Source organism: Arenimonas alkanexedens, from assembly GCF_054781355.1.
On record NZ_BAAGUO010000004.1, the window covers coordinates 64,521 to 87,033 of the forward strand.

Here is a 22,513-nt window from a genome sequence, read left to right on the forward strand (position 1 = left end):
CGCTGTCCGGAGACATTGAGTGACTTACTGTGTTGGCTTGCTGCTCGACGAGGGCCTGGTGATGTTGGGCGATACCCGCACCAACGCCGGCTTCGACAATATTTCCTGCTTCTCGAAGCTGCAGAAATTCCACGTGCCGGGCGAACGCCTGCTCACTACCCTTACCGCCGGCAACCTGGCGGTTTCGCAGGCGGTGATGAACCTTGTGCAGGACGGGCTGCCGGATCCGGAAACCGGCCAGGTGGAAACCATCTACACCGTGCCCACCATGTTCCGCGCCGCGGCGCTGGTGGCCGAGGCCGTGCGCCGTGTGCACCGCACCCACGGCGAGGCGATGAAGCTGCAGGACGTGTCCTTCGACGTATCGATCATGCTGGGCGGCCAGATCAAGGGGCGTACCCTTCGGCTGTTCCATATCTACGCCGCCGGCAACTTCATCGAAGCCACCGCCGACACGCCCTACCTTCAAATCGGTGAGCACAAGTACGGCAAGCCCATGCTCGACCGCGCCGTTACCCGCGAAACCAGCCTGGTCGAAGGCGTGAAGCTGGCCCTGATCTCGATGGACTCGACCCTGCGCTCGAACCTGAGCGTGGGCATGCCGCTCGACCTGCTGGTGTATCGCAACGACAGCATGGACGGCGTGGTGCAGCAGCGGATGCAGGAAGACGACGACTACTTCGCGATGGTCCGGGAAAGCTGGTCGAAGGCGCTGAGTTCCGCACACCGGGCCATTCCGGCGCCGGAGTGGCTGTCGCCCTGAGGCCGGCCATGGAAAAGCTCGCCGCCAATTTCTGGAACCTTCGCGGCGTATTCCGCATCGCGGGGGTGGTCAATATCGGCACCCAGATGTCGGTGGTGAAGCGAGGCAAGGGGCGTTTCGTGGTGATCGACGGCTGCGCCCTCGACGACGCCCAGCGCGACGCGCTGCTCAAACTGACCGGGCAGGGGGAGCAGGTGGAGGCGGTCATCCACGTGCATCCCTTCCATACCCTGCACGTGGAAGCGACGCATCGATTGTTTCCCGCCGCGACGCTTTACGGCACGGCCCGCCACCGCGTCAAAGCGCCGGACTTGCCGTGGGCCGCCGCCCCGGTCGAACAGTGGGACAACGAGCATCCGCTGGCCGACCTGTTGGAGCTGTCCGTGCCCGAGGGCGTGGATTTCGCCTCCGCCGACGAACAAGTGCATGTCGGCTCGGTGCTGGTGCGTGATCGGAAGAGTGCCGTCGTGCACGTGGACGATACCTTCAACGTCGTGGCGGCCCCGGGCGTGATCGGGCGTCTGCTGCCGCAGTCCGCCCTGCGGATGCATCCCATGCTGGCGCGGGCCTTGAAGCCGACCGCCGCGTCCGCCGACGCCTACGCCGCCTGGGCGCGCAGCCTGGCGGCCCGGTGGGCGGACACACGCATCGTCTGTGCGGCGCACTCGGCGGTGCGGCGGCTGGACAAGGGTGGGTTCAAGCGGGAGGTGGAGGCGGCCCTGGAAAAGGTGTCCGGGACCCTGGAACGCCACCGCGAGCGCTACCGCTGACGGCGATCTGCCGCGCTTCCGGGCGCTATTGGGACTGCGGGAGCCGCCGTATACTGGCCGTCCTTGCCCGTCCCCGGAAACGTCCATGATCGTTGGCACCTCGCTGATCCTCATTGCCATCGCCGCCACTGTCGGCGTCGCCTTTATCGGTGTGTTTTTCTGGATCATCGCCCTGCGCCGGGTCGTGCCGGTGAACGAGGTGCACATCGTCCAGACCCGCAAGGACACGGTGTCCTACGGCAAGGGCTTCGCCAGCAATACCTATTACGAATGGCCTTCGCGGCTGCCGCTGGTGGGCCTGACCCGGGTCACGCTGCCGGTGTCGAACTTCTCCATTGACCTGCCGGACTACGCCGCCTACGACAAGGAGCGCGTGCCGTTCCTGGTGCATGTGATGGCTTTCTTCCGCATCAACGACTCGAACACGGCCGCGCAGCGCGTGGCCTCCTTCGACGAGCTAAAGGGCCAGCTCACCGCCATCGTGCAGGGCTCGGTGCGCACGGTGCTGGCCGGGCACGAGATCGACCAGATCATGCTCGACCGCAGCCGCTTCGGCGAGGCCTTCACCAAGGAAGTCCAGCCGCAGCTGGGTGGCTGGGGCGTGGAAGCGATCAAGAACATCGAGCTGATGGATATCCGCGACAGCAAGGACAGCGACGTCATCCACAACATCATGGCCAAGCGCACCTCGGGCATCGAGCGCGAGTCGCGCCTGGTGGTGGCCGACAACAGCCGCCAGGCCGAGATGGCCGAGATCGCCGCCAAGCGCGAAATCGAGATGTCGCGGCAGCTGGCGGCCGAGCAGGTGGGCCTGCGCACCGCCGAGAAGGACAAGAATGTCGGCGTGGCCAATGAGCAGGCCTCGCAGCAGGTGAAAGTGCAGCAGCGCGAAACCGCGGCCAAGGAAATGGACGTGGTGCAGGTCAACAACGTGCGCGGCGCCGAGATCGCCCGCGAGGTCGCCGTCATTACCGCGGCCCAGGCCAAGGAAGTCGCCATCGTCGAAGCCGATGCCGCCAAGCAGGTGGCCGTGGTTTCGGCCGAGGCCAAGAAGCAGGTCTCGATCGTGGTGGCCGAAGGCACCAAACAGCAGACCGTGCTGACCGCCGAAGGCCAGCTCGAATCCGCTCGCCGCAATGCCGAGGGCATCACGCTTGAGGGTAACGCCAAGGGTTCGGCCGAGACCGCCATCCTGATGGCGCCGGTGGACGCGCAGATCAAGCTGGCCGAGAAGATCGGCAGCGACCAGGGCTACCAGACCTACCTGTTGGGCATCCGCAACATCGAGGCGGCGCAGGCCGTGGGCACGGCCCAGGCCGAAGCCCTGAAGTCCGCGGACGTGAAGGTTATTTCCAATGCCGGCACCCCGGGCAAGGGCCTGTCGGGCGTGATGGACCTGTTCTCGGCGGACGGCGGCACGGCCGTGGCCAGCATGCTCGAAGGCCTGGCGCAGTCGCCGGAAGGCAAGAAGCTGCTGGAGAAGTTCGTCAACAAGCCGGATCCGAAAGCCTGACGAGGTGCCCCCATGAGTTGGTTCATCCTGATCCTGGCTGGCCTGTTTGAAGTGGCCTGGGCCGTGGGCCTGAAGTACACCGAAGGCTTCACGCGCCTGTGGCCGACGGTGGGTACCGCGGCCGCAATGCTGGTCAGCTTGTGGCTCCTGGGCATTGCCATGAAAGACCTGCCGCTGGGCACCGCCTATGCCGTGTGGGTCGGCGTGGGCGCGGTGGGTACGGCCATTCTTGGCATCGTTCTGCTGGGCGAGCCGGCCAATGCCGGGCGCTTGGTCAGCCTGGGGCTGATCCTCGCCGGCATCATCGGCCTCAAGCTCGCTACGCCGGGCTGAGGGCGTCAGCGCCGGCCCGGCAAGCGCTGAATTTCCCCGCCATCGCGTCGGCGCGTCATAATTCGCCCGGCCGAAGCTTACCCAGAGTGTGTAGATGACGAGTTCCACCGCCGCCCGCCCGATGGCGCATCTGGCGGCAGCCGCATGGATGCAGGACCTGGAAGCCCGGAATCGCGTGACGAGCTACGAGCAAGCGGCCACCTTCGTGCTGCCGTTCCAGGGCCATCGCCTGCAGGCCAGGCGTGGCGGGGTCGGTCCGGCCCTGTGGCTGATCCATGGCTTTCCGACCTCCAGCCGCGACTGGCGCGGTACCTGGCCGGGATTGGCGGAGGACCATGAGCTGTTCGCGCTCGACATGCTGGGCTTCGGCGCGTCGGCGAAACCGCGCGGTTTCAACTATTCCATCGCAGCCTCGGCCGACCAGTGGGTCGCCTTGGCCGAGGCCACTGGCGTGCGCGAGGTTGCGATCGTTGCCCACGACTACGGCAATACCGTCGCCCAGGAGCTGCTGGCCCGGCAGCGCGAGGGCCGACTCGGCGTCCGCATCCGGTCGATCGTGTTCCTAAACGGCGGCCTGTTCCCCGAAGCCACGCACCCGCTGCGCATCCAGCGGCTGCTGGCGGGGCCGCTGGGACCGCTGGTCGCACGCCTGTCTAGCGAACGCCGGTTCAAGTCCAGCCTGCAGCACATCTGCGCCCAGCCCTGGCCCGAAGCCGAGCTTTATGAAGCCTGGCAGGGTCTCGTCCGCGCGGGCGGCAAGGCCGTGATGCCGCGCCTGCTCCGCTACATCGCCGAGCGCAGCCAGCACCGGGAGCGATGGGTCGGCGCGTTGCAACAGGCAGACCTGCCGATTGCCCTGATCAATGGCCTGGAGGACCCAATTTCGGGCCGCAGCATCGTGGCACGCTGGCGTGAGCTGTTGCCGACCGCACCGGTATTCGAGCTGCCGCAGGTTGGGCACTACCCGCAGGTGGAGGCGCCCGATCAGGTGCTGGCCGCGGTCCGGGCATTTCTCGCGGGCGGATAATTCCATCTCATCACGCATGCACCACGCCTCGAGGCGTGAAATGGAAGCCTATTCCATCCGGGCACTGTGATGCCGCACTTCCGAATTGCCGCCTTATTCCTGCTGTTGGCTGCAGCGACACCGAGCCTGGGTGCTCCGGAGCCGACCATGAAACCACTCTTCACCTTCGATGCCGATGCCGACGAACCGCGCTGGGTGGCGGTCAACGACGGCGTGATGGGCGGTCTTTCGCGCGGGGGGCCTGAGGTGGCGGACGGGCAGCTTCGCTTTAGCGGCGTGCTTTCGATGCAGAACAATGGCGGTTTCTCCTCGGTGCGCACGCTGGGCCGCGACTTTGATATGCGCGACGCCAGTGCGGTGGTGATGCGTGTTCGCGGCGACGGCCGCGTCTACCAGCTGCGCCTGGCCACCGACGCGCAGTTCCGCGGCATCACCGTGTCTTACGGCAGCGAATTCCAGACCGTGGCCGGCGAATGGATCGAAGTGCGCTTGCCGCTGGCGGACCTCAAGCCGAGCGCGCACGGCTTCGCGCTGCGCGGCCCGCCGCTGGATGCCGCTAACGTTCGCGAGATCGGCCTGCTGATTGGCGACAAGCGCGAAGCGCCGTTCGCGCTGGCCGTGGATTGGATCGCGCTGGAGTAGGGCGGTCGGGCCGGGTGTTAAAGTCAGCGGCCCCGACCATTTCAGGAAGCGCCGCCGTGACCTCTCCCGAAACCTATCCCATCGGCACCCCCGGCCAGGCCTGGGGCCCCGCGGAGCGCGCCGCCTGGCGCGCCCGGCAGGCGCGGCAGCGCAGCTATGCCGACGACGTGTTGGTACCCATTGACCGGCTTCGTGACCGCTTCGAGGTCGTGGAGTACGGCCAGCTTGATGCCGGCGACGACGGACGTTTCCCGCTGTATGCACTGCGCAGCCGCGACTGGCGGGACGAACTGCCCAGCGCCCTGGTCACCGGCGGCATCCATGGCTACGAGACCAGCGGCGTGCACGGCGCGCTGCAGTTCGCCGCCGGCCCCGCGGCCGACTACGCCGGCCGCATCAATCTGATGATCGTGCCCTGCGTCAGTCCCTGGGGCTACGAGCGGATCCAGCGCTGGAACGTCGGCGCGGTGGATCCGAACCGCTCGTTCGGCGGCGACGGGCTGGCGCCGGAGTCGGACGCGCTCAAGCGTTTGGTAGCGCCCTTGCGGGACGTGTTCCTGGTGCACATGGACCTGCACGAGACCACCGACTCGGACGAGTCCGAGTTCCGGCCGGCCAAGGCCGCGCGGGACGGCGAGGTCTTCGAGCCGGGCGAGGTCCCCGACGGGTTCTACACCGTGGGCGACAGCGAGGATCCGCAGTCGGCTTTCCAGCAGGCCATCATTGCCGGCGTGGAGCGGGTGACCCATATCGCACCGGCCGACGCCAAGGGCGAGATCATTGGTTCGCCGGTGGTCGGGAAAGGGATCATCAACTATCCCTGCCGCGAGCTGGGGCTTTGTGCCAGCGTCACTCTGGCGCGTTACCGCAGCACCACCGAGGTCTACCCCGACAGTCCACGCGCCACCCCGGCCCAGTGCAATGACGCGCAGGTGGCGGCGGTGAGCGCGGCGCTCGATTTCGCACTGGCGCAAGGCCGCTAAGTTGTCGCCGCTCCGGCTGCTCGCGCTGGCGCTGCTGGCGGCTCTGGTCGTGGGCTGTGCCACCACGCCGCCCGGCCCGTCTCCCGAGGCGGTCAGGCGCGATATCGAGCGACGGATGCCGGCCAGCCTTGCCGACAGCATCGGCTGGGCCACCGACATCGAGGTGGCGCTTCGCACCCAAGGCATCGAGCCCACGCCGGAGAACATCTGCGCGGTGCTTGCGGTGACTGAACAGGAGTCCGGCTATCAGGCCGACCCGGCGGTCGCCAACCTTCCGGCGATTGCCCGCGGTGAACTCGAGCGGCGTGCAGCTGCGCTGCGGATACCGAGATTCGCGCTCAATACTGCGCTGAAAGTCCAATCCACCGACGGCCGCAGCTACGGCGAGCGTCTCGACAGCGTTCGCACCGAGCGCGAGCTGAGCGAGATCTACGAAGACCTGACCGGCCGGGTGCCCTTGGGCGGGCGACTTCTCAAGGGCCGGAACCCGGTGCAGACCGGCGGGCCGATGCAGGTCTCGATCCCCTTCGCCGAGGCGCGGGCCGAAGGCTATCCCTATGCCGTCGAAACCAGCATCCGCCGGGAAGTCTTCACTCGCCGCGGCGGGATGTATTTCGGCATCGCCCACCTGCTGGGCTATACCTCGCCCTACGCGCGCAAGGTGCATCGCTTTGCCGACTTCAACGCCGGCTGGTACGCCAGCCGCAATGCCGCCTTCCAGCAGGCTACGGCGCTGGCGTCGGGGCGCGAGCTGGCGCTGGACGGCGACCTGCTGGCGCCGGGGGCGCCATTGAACCGGCCCGGCGAAACCGAGCGTGCCGTGCGCAGCCTTGCCGCGTCGCTGGCCATGGACGACCGGGAAATACGCCGCCAGCTGGCGCAGGGGAGTGAGCTCGAATTCAACGACACGGCGCTGTTTCGCCGCATGTTCGAACTGGCCGAACGCCGGGCCGGAAAGGCGCTTCCGCGGGCCATCATTCCAGGCATCAAGCTCGAAAGCCCCAAGATCACCCGGGACCTGAATACGGCCTGGTTCGCCACCCGGGTCAACGACCGCTACCGCCGCTGCATGGCGAAGTAGTGTCGCCATGACTTACGACTTAGGAACTCCCATGAAATGTTCTGCGGCCATGCTTGGCCTGAGCCTGATCCTGATGACGCCGGTGAACGCCAGCGACGATGGTCGCGCCGACGAGGCGCTGGCGGCGACCATTGCTGCGCTGGACGAGGCGGCTTTTGACGCCTTCAATCACTGCGACCAGGCCGGCCAGCTGGAAAAATACGCCAGCTACTTCGCGCCCGAAGTGGAGTTCTACCACGACCAAGGCGGCGTCACTTGGACGCGCGATGAGATGATCGCCAACACCGAGAAGTTCGTTTGCGGAAACTTTCGACGCGAACGGGTGCCGGGCAGCCTGCGCGTCTATCCCATCAAGGATTTCGGCGCGATTGAGCAGGGCGCACACACGTTCTGTCAGTTCGACAGCGGCAAGTGCGAGGGAATCGCCGACTTCCTCATCGTCTGGCGCCTGCGCGATGACCGCTGGGAAGCGACGCGCGTACTGAGCTACGGGCATCGCGAGAACGTGAGGCCGGCGGAAGATGCCGCGGCAGCAACGTCAACCCGGGGTGGTGAGCTGAAAGCCCTTCTGGACGGCATGGTTCCAGCCTTGCTCCGGGAACAGCGCGTCGCCAGCGTTTCTATTGCGCGCATCGAGCAGGGCAAGCTCCTCCTCGCCGCCGCCTACGGCAGCCAGGAGAGGGGAGTGCCCGCAACGCCGGAGACGCTTTACAACATTGCGTCGATGACCAAGCCCATTTCGGCCGAGGTCGTCCTGCGGTTGGCGGCCGCCCGTCGCCTGAGTCTGGACGAAGCCATGGCGCCAACATGGATCGATCCAGATGTTGCGGGCGATGCGCGTCACGAACAACTGACGCCGCGATTGGCGCTCAGTCACCGCACCGGCTTTCCGAACTGGCGCTATGAAACCGACAACGTCCTGCGCTTCATTCGCTCGCCTGACACAGCGTTTGGCTATTCCGGGGAGGGCTTCGAGTACCTGGCGCGGTTTGTAGAGAACAAAACCGGCGAGTCCTTCGAAACGCTCGCGCAAGCATTGGTTTTCGATCCGGTGGCCATGCACGACAGTTCTTATACGCGCCGCCCGTGGTTTGAGGGGCGTATCGCTCTGCCAACGGACAAGGACGGCGCGGCCCTTGCGCCGCAGATCGCAGACGAGTTCGTTGCGTCAGATGACATCTACAGCACGCCGTCCGACTACGCCAGGTTCATCGTGAGCGTGATCAAGCAGGAGGGTGTCGACGATGCCCTTGCCAGCGAGCGTCAACGTGTCCAGACCGACCGAAAGGCCGAGCTTTGTACTCCCTCACGACAGGCAGTCTGCCCGGACGCCGTCGGCATGGGCCTTGGTTGGGAGGTGTTCCAGTTCGGCGCGGAAACCTACTTGATGCACACCGGTATGGACAACGGTGTATTCGCTCTCGGCTACTTCAGTCCCCGAGCCGGCAGCGGCACGGTGATTTTCACCAATAGCGCCAACGGGCCGAGTGTCGTGCTGCCGATCCTCGACATCATCGACCGGGATCAGGAATTCGTTTCTTTCCTGAGGGAACTGGCCAAATAGACGCAGCAGGCCCACATTTCGTCGGCCTCTGCATTTCTAAAGTCGATTACAACTTCCCGGCCACCAGGCAGTCCGAACCCAAGGGGTCCTGCTCGAGTTTGGAATCCAGGATGGCCGCGATGCGGCGATTCGGGTCGCGAACCGTAGCGGTGAAGACGGCCTCGATCGCCAGGGCATCGGGGCCGCCGACTCTCTTCCGACGGGACCGAACCTCGATACCTGCTCGTTCGCCCATGATCCGGCCGATGCCGCTGACCACGCCCGAGCGGGTGATCTCGGACAGGACGAGTTGGCCGCTGACGCCGCGGAACTCAAGCATCTCGCCGGCCGGTCCGGCACGCACGGCAAAGTGGGTGACGGCCTGGCCAGGCACGTCTTGGCCGGCGTCTGCGTCGACAATGTCGTAGCGGCCGGTCGTGATCGGGCCACGATGGGTGAGGAGCAGCGTGACCATCTCCTGGGTGCTGCGCTTCTTGGCGTGCAGCACGAAGGTGCAGGCGTTTTCGCCGGCGTTTTCAAGTGCTCGCGGCGTGCGGTCGACGGAGGCCTGGGCGACGTTGACCCGGTCCAGTTCGATCCGCACCGGCGCATCGACGGCCGCGGCGGTCTTGCCCATGGCGGCATGATCCATCAGCAGCCCGACATGGAACCGCATCGGGCGTGACGCTTCGTTGCTGGCATCCGAACCCGGTGCGCGGTAGGTCTGGGTGATGACCAGCGTGTTCTCGAACGAGGTGCCGGCGCTTCGCTGCGAGAGCGTTCGAAACATGTTCTGGCGACGGGGGCCGCCCGTGGTCGCGCCCGGTTCCGTGCGGGGATGCCCTTGGACGAGGCAGGTGTCATCGCCCGATCCGGCGATGGCGCGCACCTCGAAGCAGTTGAGCGGCTTGATCGGTTCGTCCAGCGCAGCGCCATAGTCGGCGACGCCGAGTCGCGTGCCGTCGACCCAGGTCGGCGAACCCGCATCGCTGGCATCCTCGGCGATCACCTCCATCGCGACCACGTCGCCTGCAGGCACGCCGTCCACGGCCACCGTGAAGCAGGTGGCGGCGTACATGGACGCCTCGACCTCGAATGAAGCCTCAAGCTGGTCGGGCGACAGGGCCAAGGGCCGGCAGCCATTGAAGCCGGTTTGACGCCAGCGCTTCTCGTCGAGGTTCAAAAAACGCCGGGGCGCCCAGGTGGCGAACTCGGTCAGGAACTCTGGCAGCAATTCCTGGAGCGGACGTCCAATGGCAGCATCGGCCTTCAGGCGGGCATCGAGCCAGCCAAGCCAGGCGGCATTGGACCGGCAGTCGGCCTGCGTCAGGTTGCCTGCACCGCAGCGGCCCGGCAGCGTAGCCAGGTAGCGCGCCAGGTAGCCGGGCGAACCGTCATGGAAGCGCTCGCCCAGATAGCGCCAAAGCGAGCTCGTGTAGTACGCGAGCGAAGTGCTGGCGGTCTGGTTTGCGTAGGGGTAGTCGCCGTGCTCGAGCGTGAGCGGCAGCTGGTAGGGGCGGATGCCGTAGTAGCTGCGCGCCATCTTGTCGTCGAAGCCTGGCTGCAGCACGCCGGCGCCATAGCGCTGTTCGGTGGCCCAGTAGCCACCGAACACGGCGATGCCTTCGGTCACCCACATGGGTACCGTGTCCTCGCAAAGGTGACGGCCGGCGACCGTGGCCCGCATGCTGAACAGGTGGAACACCTCGTGTGCGAGCAGGTAGTAGGCGAGCGGGTCGGTGTTGCTGATCAGCTCCTTGCCGATCACGATGGTCGTGCTGTCCGCCTGCCAGCTCTGGTCGCTGGTGCACTCGCTCGTGTGGGCGTAAGCCAGGAAATCCGCCTCATTGCTGCGGCAGTTGTCGCTCGACGCGTCGGCCTGGGGATCGCAAAACTCGATAAACACCGTGGGCGGACCGCTGGCGTCTCTGCGGCGTTTCATGTGCGAAGTCGGCAGCGGAAAGCCCAGGGCCGCGAAGCGCTGCCAAGCGTCGCCCGTCATGGTTTCGATGCGTCGCCGCGCCGCGGCGTCGGGACAATGGGCGCCTGCGGTGCAGGTCACTTCAAACGAAGGCGTTGGCTCGGCGGCCTGCGCTGAAAACGAGGCGGCGCTGAGCGCGAGCAACAGCAGCCCGGCGCGAAGAAACGGCGGCCCATGCTTCTTTCGATTATCCATGGCACATCCTTTCGAGAGAATGCGGATAGGACTTTCAACCGCAGGGGGCCGAGTATGCCTTGACCGCACTGGTGTTGCGCTGCGCGCCGATTGGAAGTCCAATCACGCCTGACCGAAAAACTTCAGGGGAGTCTATGCGAGCGCGGGTACACCGCACGGCGGCACTACTGTTCCTGGCGTGCGTGCTGTCGACAGCCCCGCTATCGGCAACGACGCCACTGGGAACGTCCAGCGTGCTGGTGGACAAAGACCGTGGCCGGCCGGTTCCCGTGCAAACCTACCTTCCAGCCGCTGGAAGCCCGTGTGTCGCGGAGGCATCTTGTCCTGTCGTGCTCCTGAGTCCGGGCTACGGCATCCCGCATACTGGCTACGGCTTCCTCGCCACGCATCTTTCGCGGCAGGGATACGTAGTCATAGCGGTTCAGCATGATTTACCTTCCGATCCTCCGCTGGCCGGCAAGGGCGATTTGATTACCCTGCGGACGCCGGCTTGGGAACGTGGCGCAGACAATCTCCGATTCGTGAAGAACGAAATGTCGGAAGCGTTTCCCGACAATGACTGGTCGGATCTGACGCTGATCGGCCACTCGAATGGCGGAGATATTTCGTCGTTTCTTCTGCAGGCCTCGCCGGATTTCGCGACGACCTTGATTACGCTTGATCACCGCCGTGTCCCGCTTCCGCGCGATCCGGCGCTTGCCGTGCTTTCGATCCGAGCCAGTGATTTTCCGGCAGACCCGGGGGTCCTTCCCTCCGAAACCGAGGACAGGCCCGGGAATGCCTGCGTGGTCGAGATACCGAACTCCCGGCACAACGAGATGCACGACGGCGGGCCGGCGGAACTCAAGTCGCAGATCAAGGACCTCATCGACCAGTTTCTCCGGTCAGAGGCAAAAGAAAAGGGCCGGAAGCCGGCCCTTTTTCTTGTTCATGCGCTTGTGGCGCGACTCAGCGGATGCTCTTGAGTCGGGCGACGCGGCGGCGGGCGCGGGCTTTCTTAGCCATGGTGGGAGCCTTGGTGGGTGGAATGGGGGCGCAGTGTCCCACAAATCGCGGCCTGGGGTCGGATTCGTGCTGGCTTGATCCGGGTCAGGGCAAGGCCCCGGCCGCTCTGTGAGCCTATGCCGGCCGCACCTTTCACGGGTGCCCATCCCCTGGAGTTGATATGCAGTACGACATCCACCTTGCCTCGACCCCGGCTGACCTCTCGGCCATCCGCGATGCGCTCTGCCGCGTCGACCCGGCCGCGATTGCCGACCTGGACCCGGCGACCGGCCTGCTGCGCGTGTCCGCAAGCCTGAGTTCGCTGGAGGTAGGCGACGTGCTGGCGACCACCGATCCCAGCCTGGTTCCGGCCCAAATCATGGCCCTGCCGTCCACCTGCTGCGGCGGCTGCGGCGGCTGAACCGGCGCATCGGTCAGGGCAGGCGCACCCGCACCTGGCCCTTGGCATCGCGCCCTGGCGACCACATCATTTGGGTTAGCCCACGATGAAGGGAGCAAGACGATGGCCACCGGCTGGGCCGGCGACGGCGCCGTGCAAGACCAGATAGATGCGACCGTGAAGGACGGTATCAAGCGCGCGCGCAGCCAGCTGCCGACTGGCCCGAGCCTGTCGCGCTGCGAGGAATGTGACGATCCGATCCCCGAAGCTCGCCGTCAGGCGCTTCCCGGCGTGCGTCTATGCGTTCCCTGCCAGTCGGCACGGGACCAGCAGCAGGCCGGTACCGGCGCCTTCAATCGCCGGGGCAGCAAGGACAGCCAGCTGCGTTGACCGCTTGCGGCTGGACTCGGGCGAGACAATGGGTATGCTCGCCCCATGTCGACCCTCACAATTTCCGACTATTTCCGCGCGGCCGGTTTGCTGCTGGTGCTGGCCGGGCTGGCCTCGCCTCTGGCTGCTGCCGAGCGGGCGCTGGTGGGCGGTGATCCCAACTACCCTCCGTATCACTACCTTGACGCGACCGGCCAGGCCGCTGGGCGCGACGTTGATCTGCTTCGCGCCATTGCTCGCGACCAGGATCTGCAGGTGGAGTTCAGTCTGTTTGAATGGGGCCGGGCCCTGACCCTGCTCGAGCGCGGTTCGGTGGACGTGGTGCCGATGTTCATCAGCGAAGACCGGCAGCGTCGGTTCAATTTCAGCCAGCCTTTCGCGCGACGTCATCATCAAGTGTTTGGCCATTCCAGGTCCGGCCGTATCGAGACGCTGGAACAGCTCGAGGGTCGGCGGGTTGCCGTGCAGTTCTCGGGCATGGCCTGGGAATGGCTGTCAAACCAGAACGCCGGGGTGGTCATTTATCCGGTCAACGTCGAGGACAGTGCGGTCTTGGCCGTGATGCGCGGCGAAGCTGACTTTGCCTTGGTTCCAAGCGACATCGGAGAGCGCGCCATTGCGGTGCACCGCCTCACCGAAATCGTGGCGTTGAGCCCGCCCGTTATCGAACGGGACTATGCCTTCGGGGTAAGCCGCAGCCGGCCAGCGCTGCTGGAGAAGCTCGATGCCGGCCTGGCGAACTTGCGCGCCAGCGGCGAACTGGCGCGCATCATGTCGGCAGAGGCCCCCGGGCGGCCATCGCGGACGGCCGATTATTCCGACAGGCCGCGAATATCCTGGTGGATAGCGGGCTTGATTGTATTGGGGCTGCTGGCCTGGATAGGCACGCGGCGACTGCGAAAACCGTCCAGCTGAGCCGATCTGGCGTCAGGCCACCGGCTCGTCCGCCGTGCTGTCAATCACCGCGACACGGTTCCTGCCGGCGCGCTTGGCGTCATAAAGCGCCCTATCCGCCGCCTCCATCCACTGGCGCAGGTTCAGGTCGTCATCGCCGGCCGTGGCCAGGCCGATGCTGATCGAGACCCGCAGTTCGGGCGCCGCGGCCAGCCGCAGGCTTTGGATATCCCGGCGCAGCGTTTCGGCAATCGACGCCGCTTCGATCGCGCTGACTGGCAGCGCACACGCAAATTCGTCGCCGCCCAGTCGGCCGGCATGACCGCTGGGCTGGCAGGCGCGTCCTATCCGCAGGCCGATTTCACGCAGCACATCATCACCTACCGCGTGACCGAGGCGATCGTTGACATCCTTAAACGCGTCTACGTCCACCAGCATCAGCGTCGCCGCATGCGCCTTGGCATGGCGGCGGTGCAGCAGGTGTTCGGCCTGGGACTGCCAGTAGCTGCGGCTGTCGAGGCGCGTTAGCGAGTCCGTGCGATTGAGCTCCTCCAGCTGCAGATTCTGCCGCTGAACGCGGCGCACCAGGCGATAGCTCGACAAGCTCACTGCCAGCGAGTGGATGACCATGATCGGCAGTGATGCGAGCAGTACCGACATGCTGGTGGTGGGCGAGAACTGGAAGCCCGTCAGCAGCCCCGCGCCAAGGAGGCCCAGCGCCATCGCCGGCAGCGATCGCAGCCACAGTCCACGGATGCCTGAGTTGACCTTGTCAGCCAATGCCATGGTCAGTAACAGCACCGAAGGCAACAGGTTGAAGTGCAGCACCGCCACGTAGGTGCCGGCCAGCAGGGAATCGAATACGAAGTTGCCCAGCTCGGTTTGCTTGGGATCGCCGCTGCGCACGGCCCTTAGATAGGCCACGTGCGGCCAGATCAAGCTGGCGAATGCCACCCAAGCCCAATAGGCCCAGGGAGCCTGCTGCTCACTGAGAACGACGATTACCGGTACCGCCGCCAAGCCCATACCCAGGATGCGGAAGCGATAAGTGCGGCGCGGCAGGCTGATCAGATGCCCGGAGCGGCGTTCACCGGCTTCCGATGAAGTTGTATTACGCACGCGTTAGCTCACCCCTTTTTTCACGGGGCAAGCATAGCCGAGTCGGCCGGTCGAGAACCGCGGATTATCCCCGCTGGAAGCTAATCAGCGCGCGACAGCGACGGTCGCAACCACGCCCAGCAAGACAACGCCCATCGCAGCGAAGGCGAACCTAAGGCCAAGCGCCGGCTCGGCCGCCCCGGGCGAAGGCGTCAACACCTCCGCCGCCAGTTTTGCGTCCGGGCCCTCGAGCAAGAGCTTGGTGGTCGCGGCCACCAGTTTGTCGTCGAAGCTGTAGGGGTCGAAGCTTGCACGGCCGTGGCGCGCCATCAGCCGTCGAACTTCGCTGGCGTTGGGCACCAGCTTCATGGACCAGCCGGAAAAGCTTGGGCGCAGGACAACCTCGCGCGCCAACACCCTGATGTCATGGTGGCGGGGGTCGTCGTGCAGACGCTGGTAGAGCGCCTCGACCTCGGCGGTCGGGCCTTCGAGACACTGGAAGAAACAGCCGTCGCCGAAATACAGCGCGCCCACCAGGCCGCGGCGCGGATTGTTGCGGCGCGACTGGATCAGGATGCGCGCGACTTCCGGATGGATGCCGGCGCTACCGTTCACGTTGTCAAAACGCGCGCGGCTGGCGTAGGTCAGTCGGAGCAGGGGAGCCATGGGCGGAACCTCGTAGCGGAACGCCAGCATGATTCCACGAGAGGCTTCATGGACACCGTGAATTCCGGGGTTTCGGGAGCCAGGTGAATCAGGCCGCGGGTTTTGCCGGCAGCGGGGCCGGATTGCGCGCGTGGGTGGCGCGCTCATCGCGGCAGTAGGCACCGCCCATGGCGAACTTGCGGCAGATACTGGGCCGGGTTTCGTAAATGCCGCAGCGCATGTGCTCGCGGTCGAGCGCCGCGCACCAGCCGTCGGCACTGCGGCGCATGACGTCAAGGCCGCGGTGGTCCACGTCGACCAGGTGCGGCGGCTGGACCTCGTCGGGCATCAGTACCACGGTCAGGCGGCAGCACACGGCCGCGCAGCGGTCGCAGGAAACACTGGGGTCGACGAGTTGGTCGTCGTCGCGGAATACGATGGACATGGGCGGCTTCGGAAAGGCGGACCGGCCCGCGGGGCGGGGCGGTGGCGCGTGGAAAAGGGGCGAAGCGGAGTCCGGGATCCGGAACGGCGGGACGCGCAGGCGGTTCAGCGGGCCGGCGCAGTCTACACCCTGCCGGGCACCGGGGCCGGGCCTGGGCCATAATGTGGGCCCATATCCGGCCAATGCCCTGCACCGATGAAAACCCCGAAGGGCCTTCAGCCGTTGATTGACGACGGCATGATTGATGAAGTGCTGCGCCCGCTCAAGAGCGGCAAAGAGGCCTCGGTCTACGTGGTCCGGGCCGGGGACGAGGTGCTGTGCGCCAAGGTCTACAAGGACATGGGCCAGCGCAGCTTCCAGGCCCGCGTTCAATATCAGGAAGGCCGCAAGGTCCGCGGCAGCCGCCAGCAGCGGGCCATGGGCAAGGCCAGCAAGTTCGGAAAACGCGAGCTCGAGACCGCCTGGAAAAATACCGAGGTGGACGCGCTGTATCAGTTGGTGGATGCCGGCGTCAGCGCGCCGCGACCGCACGGCTACCACCACGGCGTGCTGTTGATGGCCTTGGTGACGGACGAAGAAGGCCACAGCGCGCCGCGCCTGGGTGAAGTCGAATTCGAGGCGGCCGAGGCCGTCCGCTACCACCAGGCCCTGATCCGCGATGTGGTGCGGATGCTCTGCCTGGGCCTTATTCACGGCGATTTGTCGGAGTACAACGTGCTGGTTTCGCCGCACGGCCCGGTGATCATTGATTTCCCGCAGGTGGTCAGTGCCGCCGGCAACAACGCTGCGCGGGAAATGCTGCTGCGCGACGTCCACAACTTGCGCGACAGCCTGGGACGGTTCGAGCCTGCGCTGTGCCTGACCCACTTCGGTGAGGAAATGTGGGCCCTGTACGAGCGCGGTGAGCTGCGTCCGGACACCGAGCTGACCGGTCACTTCACCTTCGACGAGCACGAGGCCGACCTGGGCGCGGTGATGATGAGCATCGAGGATGCCCGCCAGGAGGCGATCATCCGCCAGCAGGGCCGTGAGGCGGCGGCCGAGCAGGACTGAGGCCGTACACACCCGGTGTTGCGTTCTGTGACCGCCGTGGTGGGCAGGCCGGGCGCCATGGTCTAGATTGGACGGGGATTTCTTGGCCGCAGGGGGCGCGGATGAGCGGGGACACGAGCGCCAAGGCGCGCATCCTGGTGGTTGACGATTCCAAGCTGATGCGCAAAGCCGCGCACAAGATGCTGGGCGACGAGTTCGACGTGGTCACCGCCGACGACGGTGAGCAGGCCTGGACCATGGTCGGCGAAGACCAGACCATCCAAGTGGTCTTCAGCGACCTGAACATGCCGGTCGCCGACGGTTACGAGCTGCTGCGCCGGGTGCGTGCCTCCGACGATCCCGGCGTGCAGTCGCTGCCGCTGATCATCGTCACCGGCGCCGAGAACGACGAGGCCGCCCGCCTGCGTGCGCTCGAGATGGGCGCCACCGACTTCATCACCAAGCCGTTCTCGACCATTGACCTGGTGGCGCGCGCCCGCGCCCACGCCAGCAACCAGCGCATCACCCGGCAACTGCAGGCCCAGTCCACGCTCGACGGGCTGACCGGGCTGAGCAACAAGGCCGGTTTCGTTGATCGACTGCAGCAGGACATCGCCTACGCGCGCCGGCATCAGCAGCCGCTATGCCTGGTGCGGCTTGAAATGACCGATTTCCGTCGCGTCTTCCTCTACTACGGCCGCGAGGCCGCCGAAGGGCTGGTGCTGCAGGTTGCCCGGCTTCTGCGCGCCAGGATCCGCAAGGAAGACACCGCGGCGCGGATCGGACTGGGCGGCTTCGCGCTGTCGCTGCCGGGCGGCGATCCGGCCGGCATCGAGGGCATGATCGGCCGGCTGCGGCTGGAACTCGCCGGTCAGCCGCCGATGGACGAGAACGGGGAGCCGATCTCGGTGGAGCTGGGTTCGGCGGTGCTCTGTCCGGACCTGACGCTGGGGCAGGATGCACCGACCGTTCTGGAGCAGTGCCAGCAACTGCTCGAGGCAGCGCCCGTGCCGGTCGCGACAGGTGCTGCGGGCCAGGCACCCGTGGTCCACGTGGAAACCAGCATCGTGCCTTTGGCCGCGCCGGCAGCCACCCCCGCATCGGTTACGCCCGCGCTTCGCGCGCCAGCCATGCCGGCGGAAGCCGTCGAGGTTCCGATCAGGATTGATCCGCTGCTCGACCAGCTCGCGGTCGGGAATACGGGCGCGGTGACCGGAAAGATGCCGCAGATTATTGGCCGGCTGCTGCCGATCCTGCGGCTGCTGGGCCCAGGCCAGCGCGCCCAGCTGATCGAGTTCCTGCAGCGGCTTGGCTGAAAACCATCTGGCTTGGCTATGATCGGGGAACCTTCCCCGCCGGACCACGCCATGCGCCCCAGCCTTCGATTCGCCTGCCTGTGTCTCGCCGCCGTCCTGCCGCTGCCGCTCGCTGCTTTCGAACAGGGCCGCCGTGTCCAGGACGAACCAGCGGTGCTGGCGCCACGCGAGCGCGTCGCGGTCGAGAACCGGATACTTGCCGAACGGCTTGAGACCCTGCTGCCGCGCCTGATGGCCGAGACCGACATTGACCTGTGGCTGGTGCTGTCGCGGGAATATGCCGAGGACCCGATCTATTTCACCCTGGTGCCGCAGCCGACGTTTGCGGCCCGGCGGACGACCCTGCTGGCGTTCCACCGCAAGCCCGATGGCACGGTGGACCGACTGGCGGTCAATCGTTACCCACTGGGCGAACCCTACACCTCGGCCTGGTCAGGTGGCGACCTGGACGCGCAGTGGCAGGCCCTGGGCGAGCTGATCGCCGCGCGCGACCCCAAGCGGATCGGCATCAACGTCTCGCGCCAGTGGCCGATCGCCGATGGCCTGAGCAAAGGTCTGCACGAACGCCTGCTCGACGTACTGCCCGCCGGCTTCGCGCCGCGCCTGGTGTCGGCCGAAGATCTGGTCGTTCGCTGGACCGAGACCCGTATCGAAAGCGAGCAAGCGATCTACCCGCACATCGTCGCCATCGCCCGCAGCGTGGTCGCGGACGCGTTTTCATCCAAGGTGATCACGCCCGGCGCCACCCACACCGACGATGTCGCCTGGTACATCCGCGGCCGCTACGAGGCGCTGGGACTGCCGGTGTGGTTCATGCCCGACGTGAACTTCCAGCGGGCCGGCGTTGACTGCGATCGCGAAGCGCCGTTCTGCGGTGGCGAAGGCATCATCCAACCGGGCGACGTGCTGCATACCGATGTCGGCCTGTGTTATTTGAAGCTGTGCACCGATACCCAGGAAATGGGCTACGTGCTTCGTCCCGGTGAAACCGATGTGCCCAAGGGCCTGGCGGCCGCGCTGGCCGACGGCAACCGCTGGCAGGACCTGTTGACCGCCAGTTTCCGGAGTGGCCGCAGCGGCAGCGAGATCCTGGCTGCCACCCGCCGCGATGCCGACAAGGCCGGCCTGGTCTCGAGCACCTATACCCACCCCATCGGTTTCTTCGGCCACGCGGCCGGCCCGACCATCGGCATGTGGGACGACCAGAGCGGCGGCGCCGACGGCGGCCAGTGGCCGCTGCATCCCGATACCGCCTACGCCATCGAGGGCAATATCAAGGCGCGCGTACCGGAGTGGGGCGGGCAGTGGGTACAGGTGAAGCTAGAGCAAAGCGCGCTGTTCGACGGCAGCAAGGTGACCTACCTCGCCGGTCGACAGACCCAGTGGCACCTGGTGCGCTGAACGCCCGGCTCAGCGGCGGTAGCTGAGCAGCCGCCCGCGGAAGGGCGGCACTTCGCCATCTTCGAAGGCGCTGCGCACTTCTTCGACCGCATAGCCCTGCTTCTTGAGAGCGGTGGTGAAGGCGCCGCTGTTGCCGCGGCCCGGGTCGGTGATCAGGACTTCAGCGCTCGGGCGCATGTGCCGGGCCAGAAGCTGGGCCAGTTGCTCGGCGTGGCCGCGCTCGTAGAGCACGTCGCTGGCGATGATCAGGTCGAACTCGCCCAGCATGGGCTGCGGCTGGTCCCAGGCCAGGTCCAGGAAGTTGGGTGGCGGCAGGCCGTTGAGGCCCGCGTTGTAGACCAGGAACTCCTCGGCCAGCGGGTGATGGTCGCTGGCGGTGACGTCGGCTTTGCGCCGCTGCAGCACCAGGCTCGCCAGGCCCAGGCCACAGCCGAGCTCGAGGATGCGTTTTCCGGCGACGTCGAACTGGCTCATGGCCTGTGCCAGCACGCGACCGGCCGGCCAGACCTGGCCAAACAGGCACCAAGTCGCCGAGGAAATGCCGGCGCGCTCGGCCAGGCCCTGCGGGTCGGAAAACTGCTGGAGGTCACTCAGGGCGCGGATGCGGTAGTCGTGTCCGCCGATTCGCAGGGTAAGCAAACGCGTGCTGTAGCCCGACATGGATGCTCCCGATGGGGCGTCGTCCCGGAGCCCGGGACGGTGTCGCGAGGGAGGCGCGTCGGCGAGGGAGGGGGCCCGGGCGTGGCGTGAGGAGGAGCCCGGTCAGTCTACGCCCTATCTCTGGATGGCAATGCGCTCAGGCCGGGGACACGTCGCGCTTGCCGCGAAGCTTGCCCCAGGCCGTGACCGCCAGCACCACCACGATGCCCGCCAGGATGCCGAAGCTGGCTTCGGCCAGCATCGTCACCGGCGTCGCCCAGCCGCCGGCTGGCGTAATTGCCTGCACCGCGTGGTGCACGAACGGGATCGAGTGCACCAGGATGCTGCCGCCGACCAGGAACATCGCGGCCGTGCCGGCCACGGCCAGGAACTTCATCAGCCAGGGCGCGGCGGTGAGGATGCCGCGGCCCAGCGCACGCTTGGCGCGACGCGCGGCGCCTGCACCCGGCAGCCGGCTCAGGAACAGACCGGCGTCGTCGAGTTTGACGATGCCGGCGACCAGGCCGTAAACGCCGGCCGTCATGATCGCAGCGATGGCCGTCAGCACGCCGACCTGTGTGATGAAATCCTTACTGGCGACGGTGCCCAGGGTGATCACGATGATCTCGGCCGACAGGATGAAGTCGGTCCGGATGGCGCCTTTGATCTTGTCCTTCTCGCGCTCGACCAGGTCCACGCGCTCGTCGGCCACGGCTTCGAGCAAGGCGACAACTTCTTTCTCCTTCTCCTCGGGGCGGTGCAGGAACTTGTGCACCAGCTTCTCCACGCCTTCGTAGCAGAGGAAGGCGCCACCGAGCATCATCAGGATAGTGACGAGCGGGATGCCGATACCGCGACTGGCCAGCCATTGTTCGAAGGCGCTGATCGCGAGCGCCGCCGGCACCAGGATCACTTTATTAACCGCCGAGCCCTTGGCGACCGCCCAGACCACGGGCAGCTCGCGGTCGGGCTTTACGCCCGAGACCTGCTGCGCGTTCAAGGCCAGGTCGTCGCCGAGCACGCCAGCCGTCTTCTTGGTGGCGACCTTGGTCATCACCGACACGTCGTCGAGAATGGTGGCGATGTCGTCGAGGAGGGCGAGAAGGCTGGAGGCCATGGGCGGTCCGGTGGGGGTCAGGACGGTGATTCTCGCATCCGTCCGCCGCCGAAGGGGAGGGGAACGCCGCCGGGCGGCGCGATGCCGGGGGCGAACGCTGGCTAAACTCGCGGCAGGAACACGAACCGGAGTCGAGCGTGAGCAAATCAAATGGCGTGGGGCGGGGTTGGGTCATCGCGCTGTCGGCGATGCTGGCGGCGGCGGGCTGCGGCCAGCGGGGTGACGCCGGGGATGCGCCGGAAGGCGAGTCGTCCGAGCGGGCGGCGCTGGAGGCGCGGCAGGCCGAGGTCGAGGCCGACCAGGTCGTGATCGGCGCGTTCCGGGTTGCCAGCACCCGCTACCGTTTTGAGGTCCAGGACAACGGCTGGTCGCGGCCCTACCTGGACCTGGTGATGGAAAATGGCACGCCGCTTGAGATCACCGCGTTCACGGTGCTGGCGAGCTTGACGTCCCCGGGACGCAAGGATGCGTGGATGCAACAGGAGTTGATGGTGCCGGTGGCCGGCAACGTGGCGCCTGGGGCTGCGTTCGAGATTACGCTTACGCCCAGCCCGGACTCACCCTGGGCGCTGGCCAACGCCACACCCGACGCCCGCATGACCGTGGAGGTGCTGACGGTCACGGCGGGGGACGGCGAACGCTTCCTGGGTGCGGGCTCGTTCCGGGCCGAGGACGCGCTGCGTCTCGAGCAACTTCAGCGGTAAGTGTGGCACCCAAGGGCGCCGGCTACCCTTTCGTAAGGCCAAGCAGGAGAGGTCGTGGCATGAAGCATGGATTGACGAAAATGGGAGCGCTCGCGCTGGCGTTGAGCTTGGCGTCGGGCGTCAGCGCCGAGGTCAAGGACAGCCGGCCCGAGGGTTTCACCCTGGAAAACACCGTGCGAGTGGCGGCCTCGGCCGAGCTTGCCTGGGCCGCTTTGGTAGACGACGTGGACATCTGGTGGCCGCGCGACCATACCTGGTGGGGCCAGGCGTCCACCCTGGTGATTGAGCCACGCGTTGGGGGGTGTTTTTGCGAAACTGCGGGGAAGCGACAGGCCGAACACATGGCGGTGACCTTCGTCGATCCGGAGCGACTGCTGCGAATGACCGGCGGGCTGGGACCGCTTCAGGGTATGGGACTGAACGGGGCGCTCGAGTTCCGGCTGACGCCCGCCGATGGCGGCGCAACGCAGATTACGCTCTGGTATCGGGTCGGCGGCTATACGCCCGACGATCTGTCCAAGTTCGCGCCGGTGGTCGACGGCGTCCAAGCGCGTCAGCTGGCCGCGCTGGCGGAACACCTGGCGCGCCGCGCGCGGCCGATTGAAGAAGAATTCTGA

At 66.5% G+C, this 22,513-nt stretch carries 24 protein-coding genes; 18 read left to right on the forward strand and 6 right to left on the reverse strand.

Annotation, left to right across the window (positions count from 1 at the left end):
• Nucleotides 1–19: 19 nt before the first annotated feature.
• From ACYVGY_RS10030 to ACYVGY_RS10070, 9 genes are all read left to right on the forward strand, one after another.
• Nucleotides 20–763 (forward strand): peptidase, encoded by a 744-nt coding sequence (locus ACYVGY_RS10030; protein WP_460457356.1) that lies wholly within the window; start codon nt 20–22, stop codon nt 761–763.
• 8 nt (nt 764–771) lie between these two features.
• Nucleotides 772–1,533 (forward strand): hypothetical protein, encoded by a 762-nt coding sequence (locus ACYVGY_RS10035; protein WP_460457357.1) that lies wholly within the window; start codon nt 772–774, stop codon nt 1,531–1,533.
• 85 nt (nt 1,534–1,618) lie between these two features.
• On the forward strand, nt 1,619–3,046 hold the full coding sequence (locus ACYVGY_RS10040) for an SPFH domain-containing protein (RefSeq protein WP_460457358.1): 1,428 nt from the start codon (nt 1,619–1,621) through the stop codon (nt 3,044–3,046).
• A 12-nt stretch (nt 3,047–3,058) separates the two neighbouring features.
• Nucleotides 3,059–3,379, forward strand: coding sequence for a quaternary ammonium compound efflux SMR transporter SugE (sugE, locus tag ACYVGY_RS10045; protein WP_460457359.1), 321 nt, complete (start codon nt 3,059–3,061; stop codon nt 3,377–3,379).
• A gap of 94 nt (nt 3,380–3,473) precedes the next feature.
• A complete protein-coding gene (locus ACYVGY_RS10050) occupies nt 3,474–4,406 on the forward strand; it encodes an alpha/beta fold hydrolase (protein WP_460457360.1) in 933 nt (310 codons plus the stop codon).
• 147 nt (nt 4,407–4,553) lie between these two features.
• On the forward strand, nt 4,554–5,048 hold the full coding sequence (locus ACYVGY_RS10055) for a CIA30 family protein (RefSeq protein WP_460457361.1): 495 nt from the start codon (nt 4,554–4,556) through the stop codon (nt 5,046–5,048).
• Between the two features lie 56 nt (nt 5,049–5,104).
• Entirely contained in the window at nt 5,105–6,031 is a 927-nt protein-coding gene (locus tag ACYVGY_RS10060) for a M14 family metallopeptidase (RefSeq protein WP_460457362.1), read from the forward strand.
• Nucleotide 6,032: 1 nt separating this feature from the next.
• A complete protein-coding gene (locus tag ACYVGY_RS10065; RefSeq protein WP_460457363.1) occupies nt 6,033–7,112 on the forward strand; it encodes a DUF1615 domain-containing protein in 1,080 nt (359 codons plus the stop codon).
• Between the two features lie 31 nt (nt 7,113–7,143).
• The gene (locus ACYVGY_RS10070) at nt 7,144–8,676 is read left to right on the forward strand and encodes a serine hydrolase (protein WP_460457364.1); all 1,533 of its coding nucleotides are present in this window, start codon (nt 7,144–7,146) and stop codon (nt 8,674–8,676) included.
• A gap of 46 nt (nt 8,677–8,722) precedes the next feature.
• Here the strand turns inward: ACYVGY_RS10070 and ACYVGY_RS10075 are convergent, their stop codons facing one another.
• Nucleotides 8,723–10,831, reverse strand: coding sequence for a hypothetical protein (locus tag ACYVGY_RS10075; protein ID WP_460457365.1), 2,109 nt, complete (start codon nt 10,829–10,831; stop codon nt 8,723–8,725).
• A gap of 329 nt (nt 10,832–11,160) precedes the next feature.
• On the opposite strand from ACYVGY_RS10075, the gene ACYVGY_RS10080 reads away from it, so the two are divergent.
• The 4 genes from ACYVGY_RS10080 (at nt 11,161) to ACYVGY_RS10095 (ending at nt 13,520) form a co-directional block, all read left to right on the forward strand.
• Nucleotides 11,161–11,796, forward strand: coding sequence for an alpha/beta fold hydrolase (locus ACYVGY_RS10080; protein WP_460457366.1), 636 nt, complete (start codon nt 11,161–11,163; stop codon nt 11,794–11,796).
• A 200-nt stretch (nt 11,797–11,996) separates the two neighbouring features.
• On the forward strand, nt 11,997–12,236 hold the full coding sequence (locus ACYVGY_RS10085) for a hypothetical protein (protein WP_460457367.1): 240 nt from the start codon (nt 11,997–11,999) through the stop codon (nt 12,234–12,236).
• Nucleotides 12,237–12,338: 102 nt separating this feature from the next.
• Complete coding sequence (locus ACYVGY_RS10090) at nt 12,339–12,605, forward strand: DksA/TraR family C4-type zinc finger protein (protein ID WP_460457368.1); 267 nt, start codon at nt 12,339–12,341, stop codon at nt 12,603–12,605.
• Nucleotides 12,606–12,650: 45 nt separating this feature from the next.
• Complete coding sequence (locus tag ACYVGY_RS10095) at nt 12,651–13,520, forward strand: transporter substrate-binding domain-containing protein (protein WP_460457369.1); 870 nt, start codon at nt 12,651–12,653, stop codon at nt 13,518–13,520.
• A 12-nt stretch (nt 13,521–13,532) separates the two neighbouring features.
• Here ACYVGY_RS10095 and ACYVGY_RS10100 read toward each other — a convergent pair whose 3' ends face one another.
• The 3 genes from ACYVGY_RS10100 to ACYVGY_RS10110 form a co-directional block, all read right to left on the reverse strand.
• Entirely contained in the window at nt 13,533–14,618 is a 1,086-nt protein-coding gene (locus tag ACYVGY_RS10100; protein ID WP_460457370.1) for a diguanylate cyclase, read from the reverse strand.
• A gap of 84 nt (nt 14,619–14,702) precedes the next feature.
• Nucleotides 14,703–15,263 carry a BLUF domain-containing protein gene (locus ACYVGY_RS10105; protein ID WP_460457371.1) on the reverse strand — a complete coding sequence of 187 codons (561 nt, stop codon included), beginning with the start codon at nt 15,261–15,263 and terminating at the stop codon, nt 14,703–14,705.
• A gap of 88 nt (nt 15,264–15,351) precedes the next feature.
• Nucleotides 15,352–15,687, reverse strand: a complete 336-nt coding sequence (locus tag ACYVGY_RS10110) for a YkgJ family cysteine cluster protein (RefSeq protein ID WP_460457372.1) — start codon at nt 15,685–15,687, stop codon at nt 15,352–15,354.
• Nucleotides 15,688–15,882: 195 nt separating this feature from the next.
• Between ACYVGY_RS10110 and ACYVGY_RS10115 the strand changes: the two genes are divergently transcribed.
• From ACYVGY_RS10115 to ACYVGY_RS10125, 3 genes are all read left to right on the forward strand, one after another.
• The gene (locus ACYVGY_RS10115; RefSeq protein ID WP_460457373.1) at nt 15,883–16,740 is read left to right on the forward strand and encodes a PA4780 family RIO1-like protein kinase; all 858 of its coding nucleotides are present in this window, start codon (nt 15,883–15,885) and stop codon (nt 16,738–16,740) included.
• Between the two features lie 101 nt (nt 16,741–16,841).
• Complete coding sequence (locus ACYVGY_RS10120) at nt 16,842–18,035, forward strand: GGDEF domain-containing response regulator (RefSeq protein ID WP_460457374.1); 1,194 nt, start codon at nt 16,842–16,844, stop codon at nt 18,033–18,035.
• 51 nt (nt 18,036–18,086) lie between these two features.
• A complete protein-coding gene (locus tag ACYVGY_RS10125; RefSeq protein WP_460457375.1) occupies nt 18,087–19,436 on the forward strand; it encodes a M24 family metallopeptidase in 1,350 nt (449 codons plus the stop codon).
• 9 nt (nt 19,437–19,445) lie between these two features.
• Here ACYVGY_RS10125 and ACYVGY_RS10130 read toward each other — a convergent pair whose 3' ends face one another.
• Together ACYVGY_RS10130 and ACYVGY_RS10135 are read right to left on the reverse strand one after the other, a co-directional pair.
• Nucleotides 19,446–20,096, reverse strand: coding sequence for a class I SAM-dependent methyltransferase (locus ACYVGY_RS10130; protein WP_460457376.1), 651 nt, complete (start codon nt 20,094–20,096; stop codon nt 19,446–19,448).
• 136 nt (nt 20,097–20,232) lie between these two features.
• Nucleotides 20,233–21,192 (reverse strand): DUF808 domain-containing protein, encoded by a 960-nt coding sequence (locus ACYVGY_RS10135; RefSeq protein WP_460457377.1) that lies wholly within the window; start codon nt 21,190–21,192, stop codon nt 20,233–20,235.
• Nucleotides 21,193–21,329: 137 nt separating this feature from the next.
• On the opposite strand from ACYVGY_RS10135, the gene ACYVGY_RS10140 reads away from it, so the two are divergent.
• Together ACYVGY_RS10140 and ACYVGY_RS10145 are read left to right on the forward strand one after the other, a co-directional pair.
• Entirely contained in the window at nt 21,330–21,896 is a 567-nt protein-coding gene (locus ACYVGY_RS10140; protein WP_460457378.1) for a hypothetical protein, read from the forward strand.
• 80 nt (nt 21,897–21,976) lie between these two features.
• Nucleotides 21,977–22,513, forward strand: coding sequence for an SRPBCC family protein (locus ACYVGY_RS10145; RefSeq protein WP_460457379.1), 537 nt, complete (start codon nt 21,977–21,979; stop codon nt 22,511–22,513).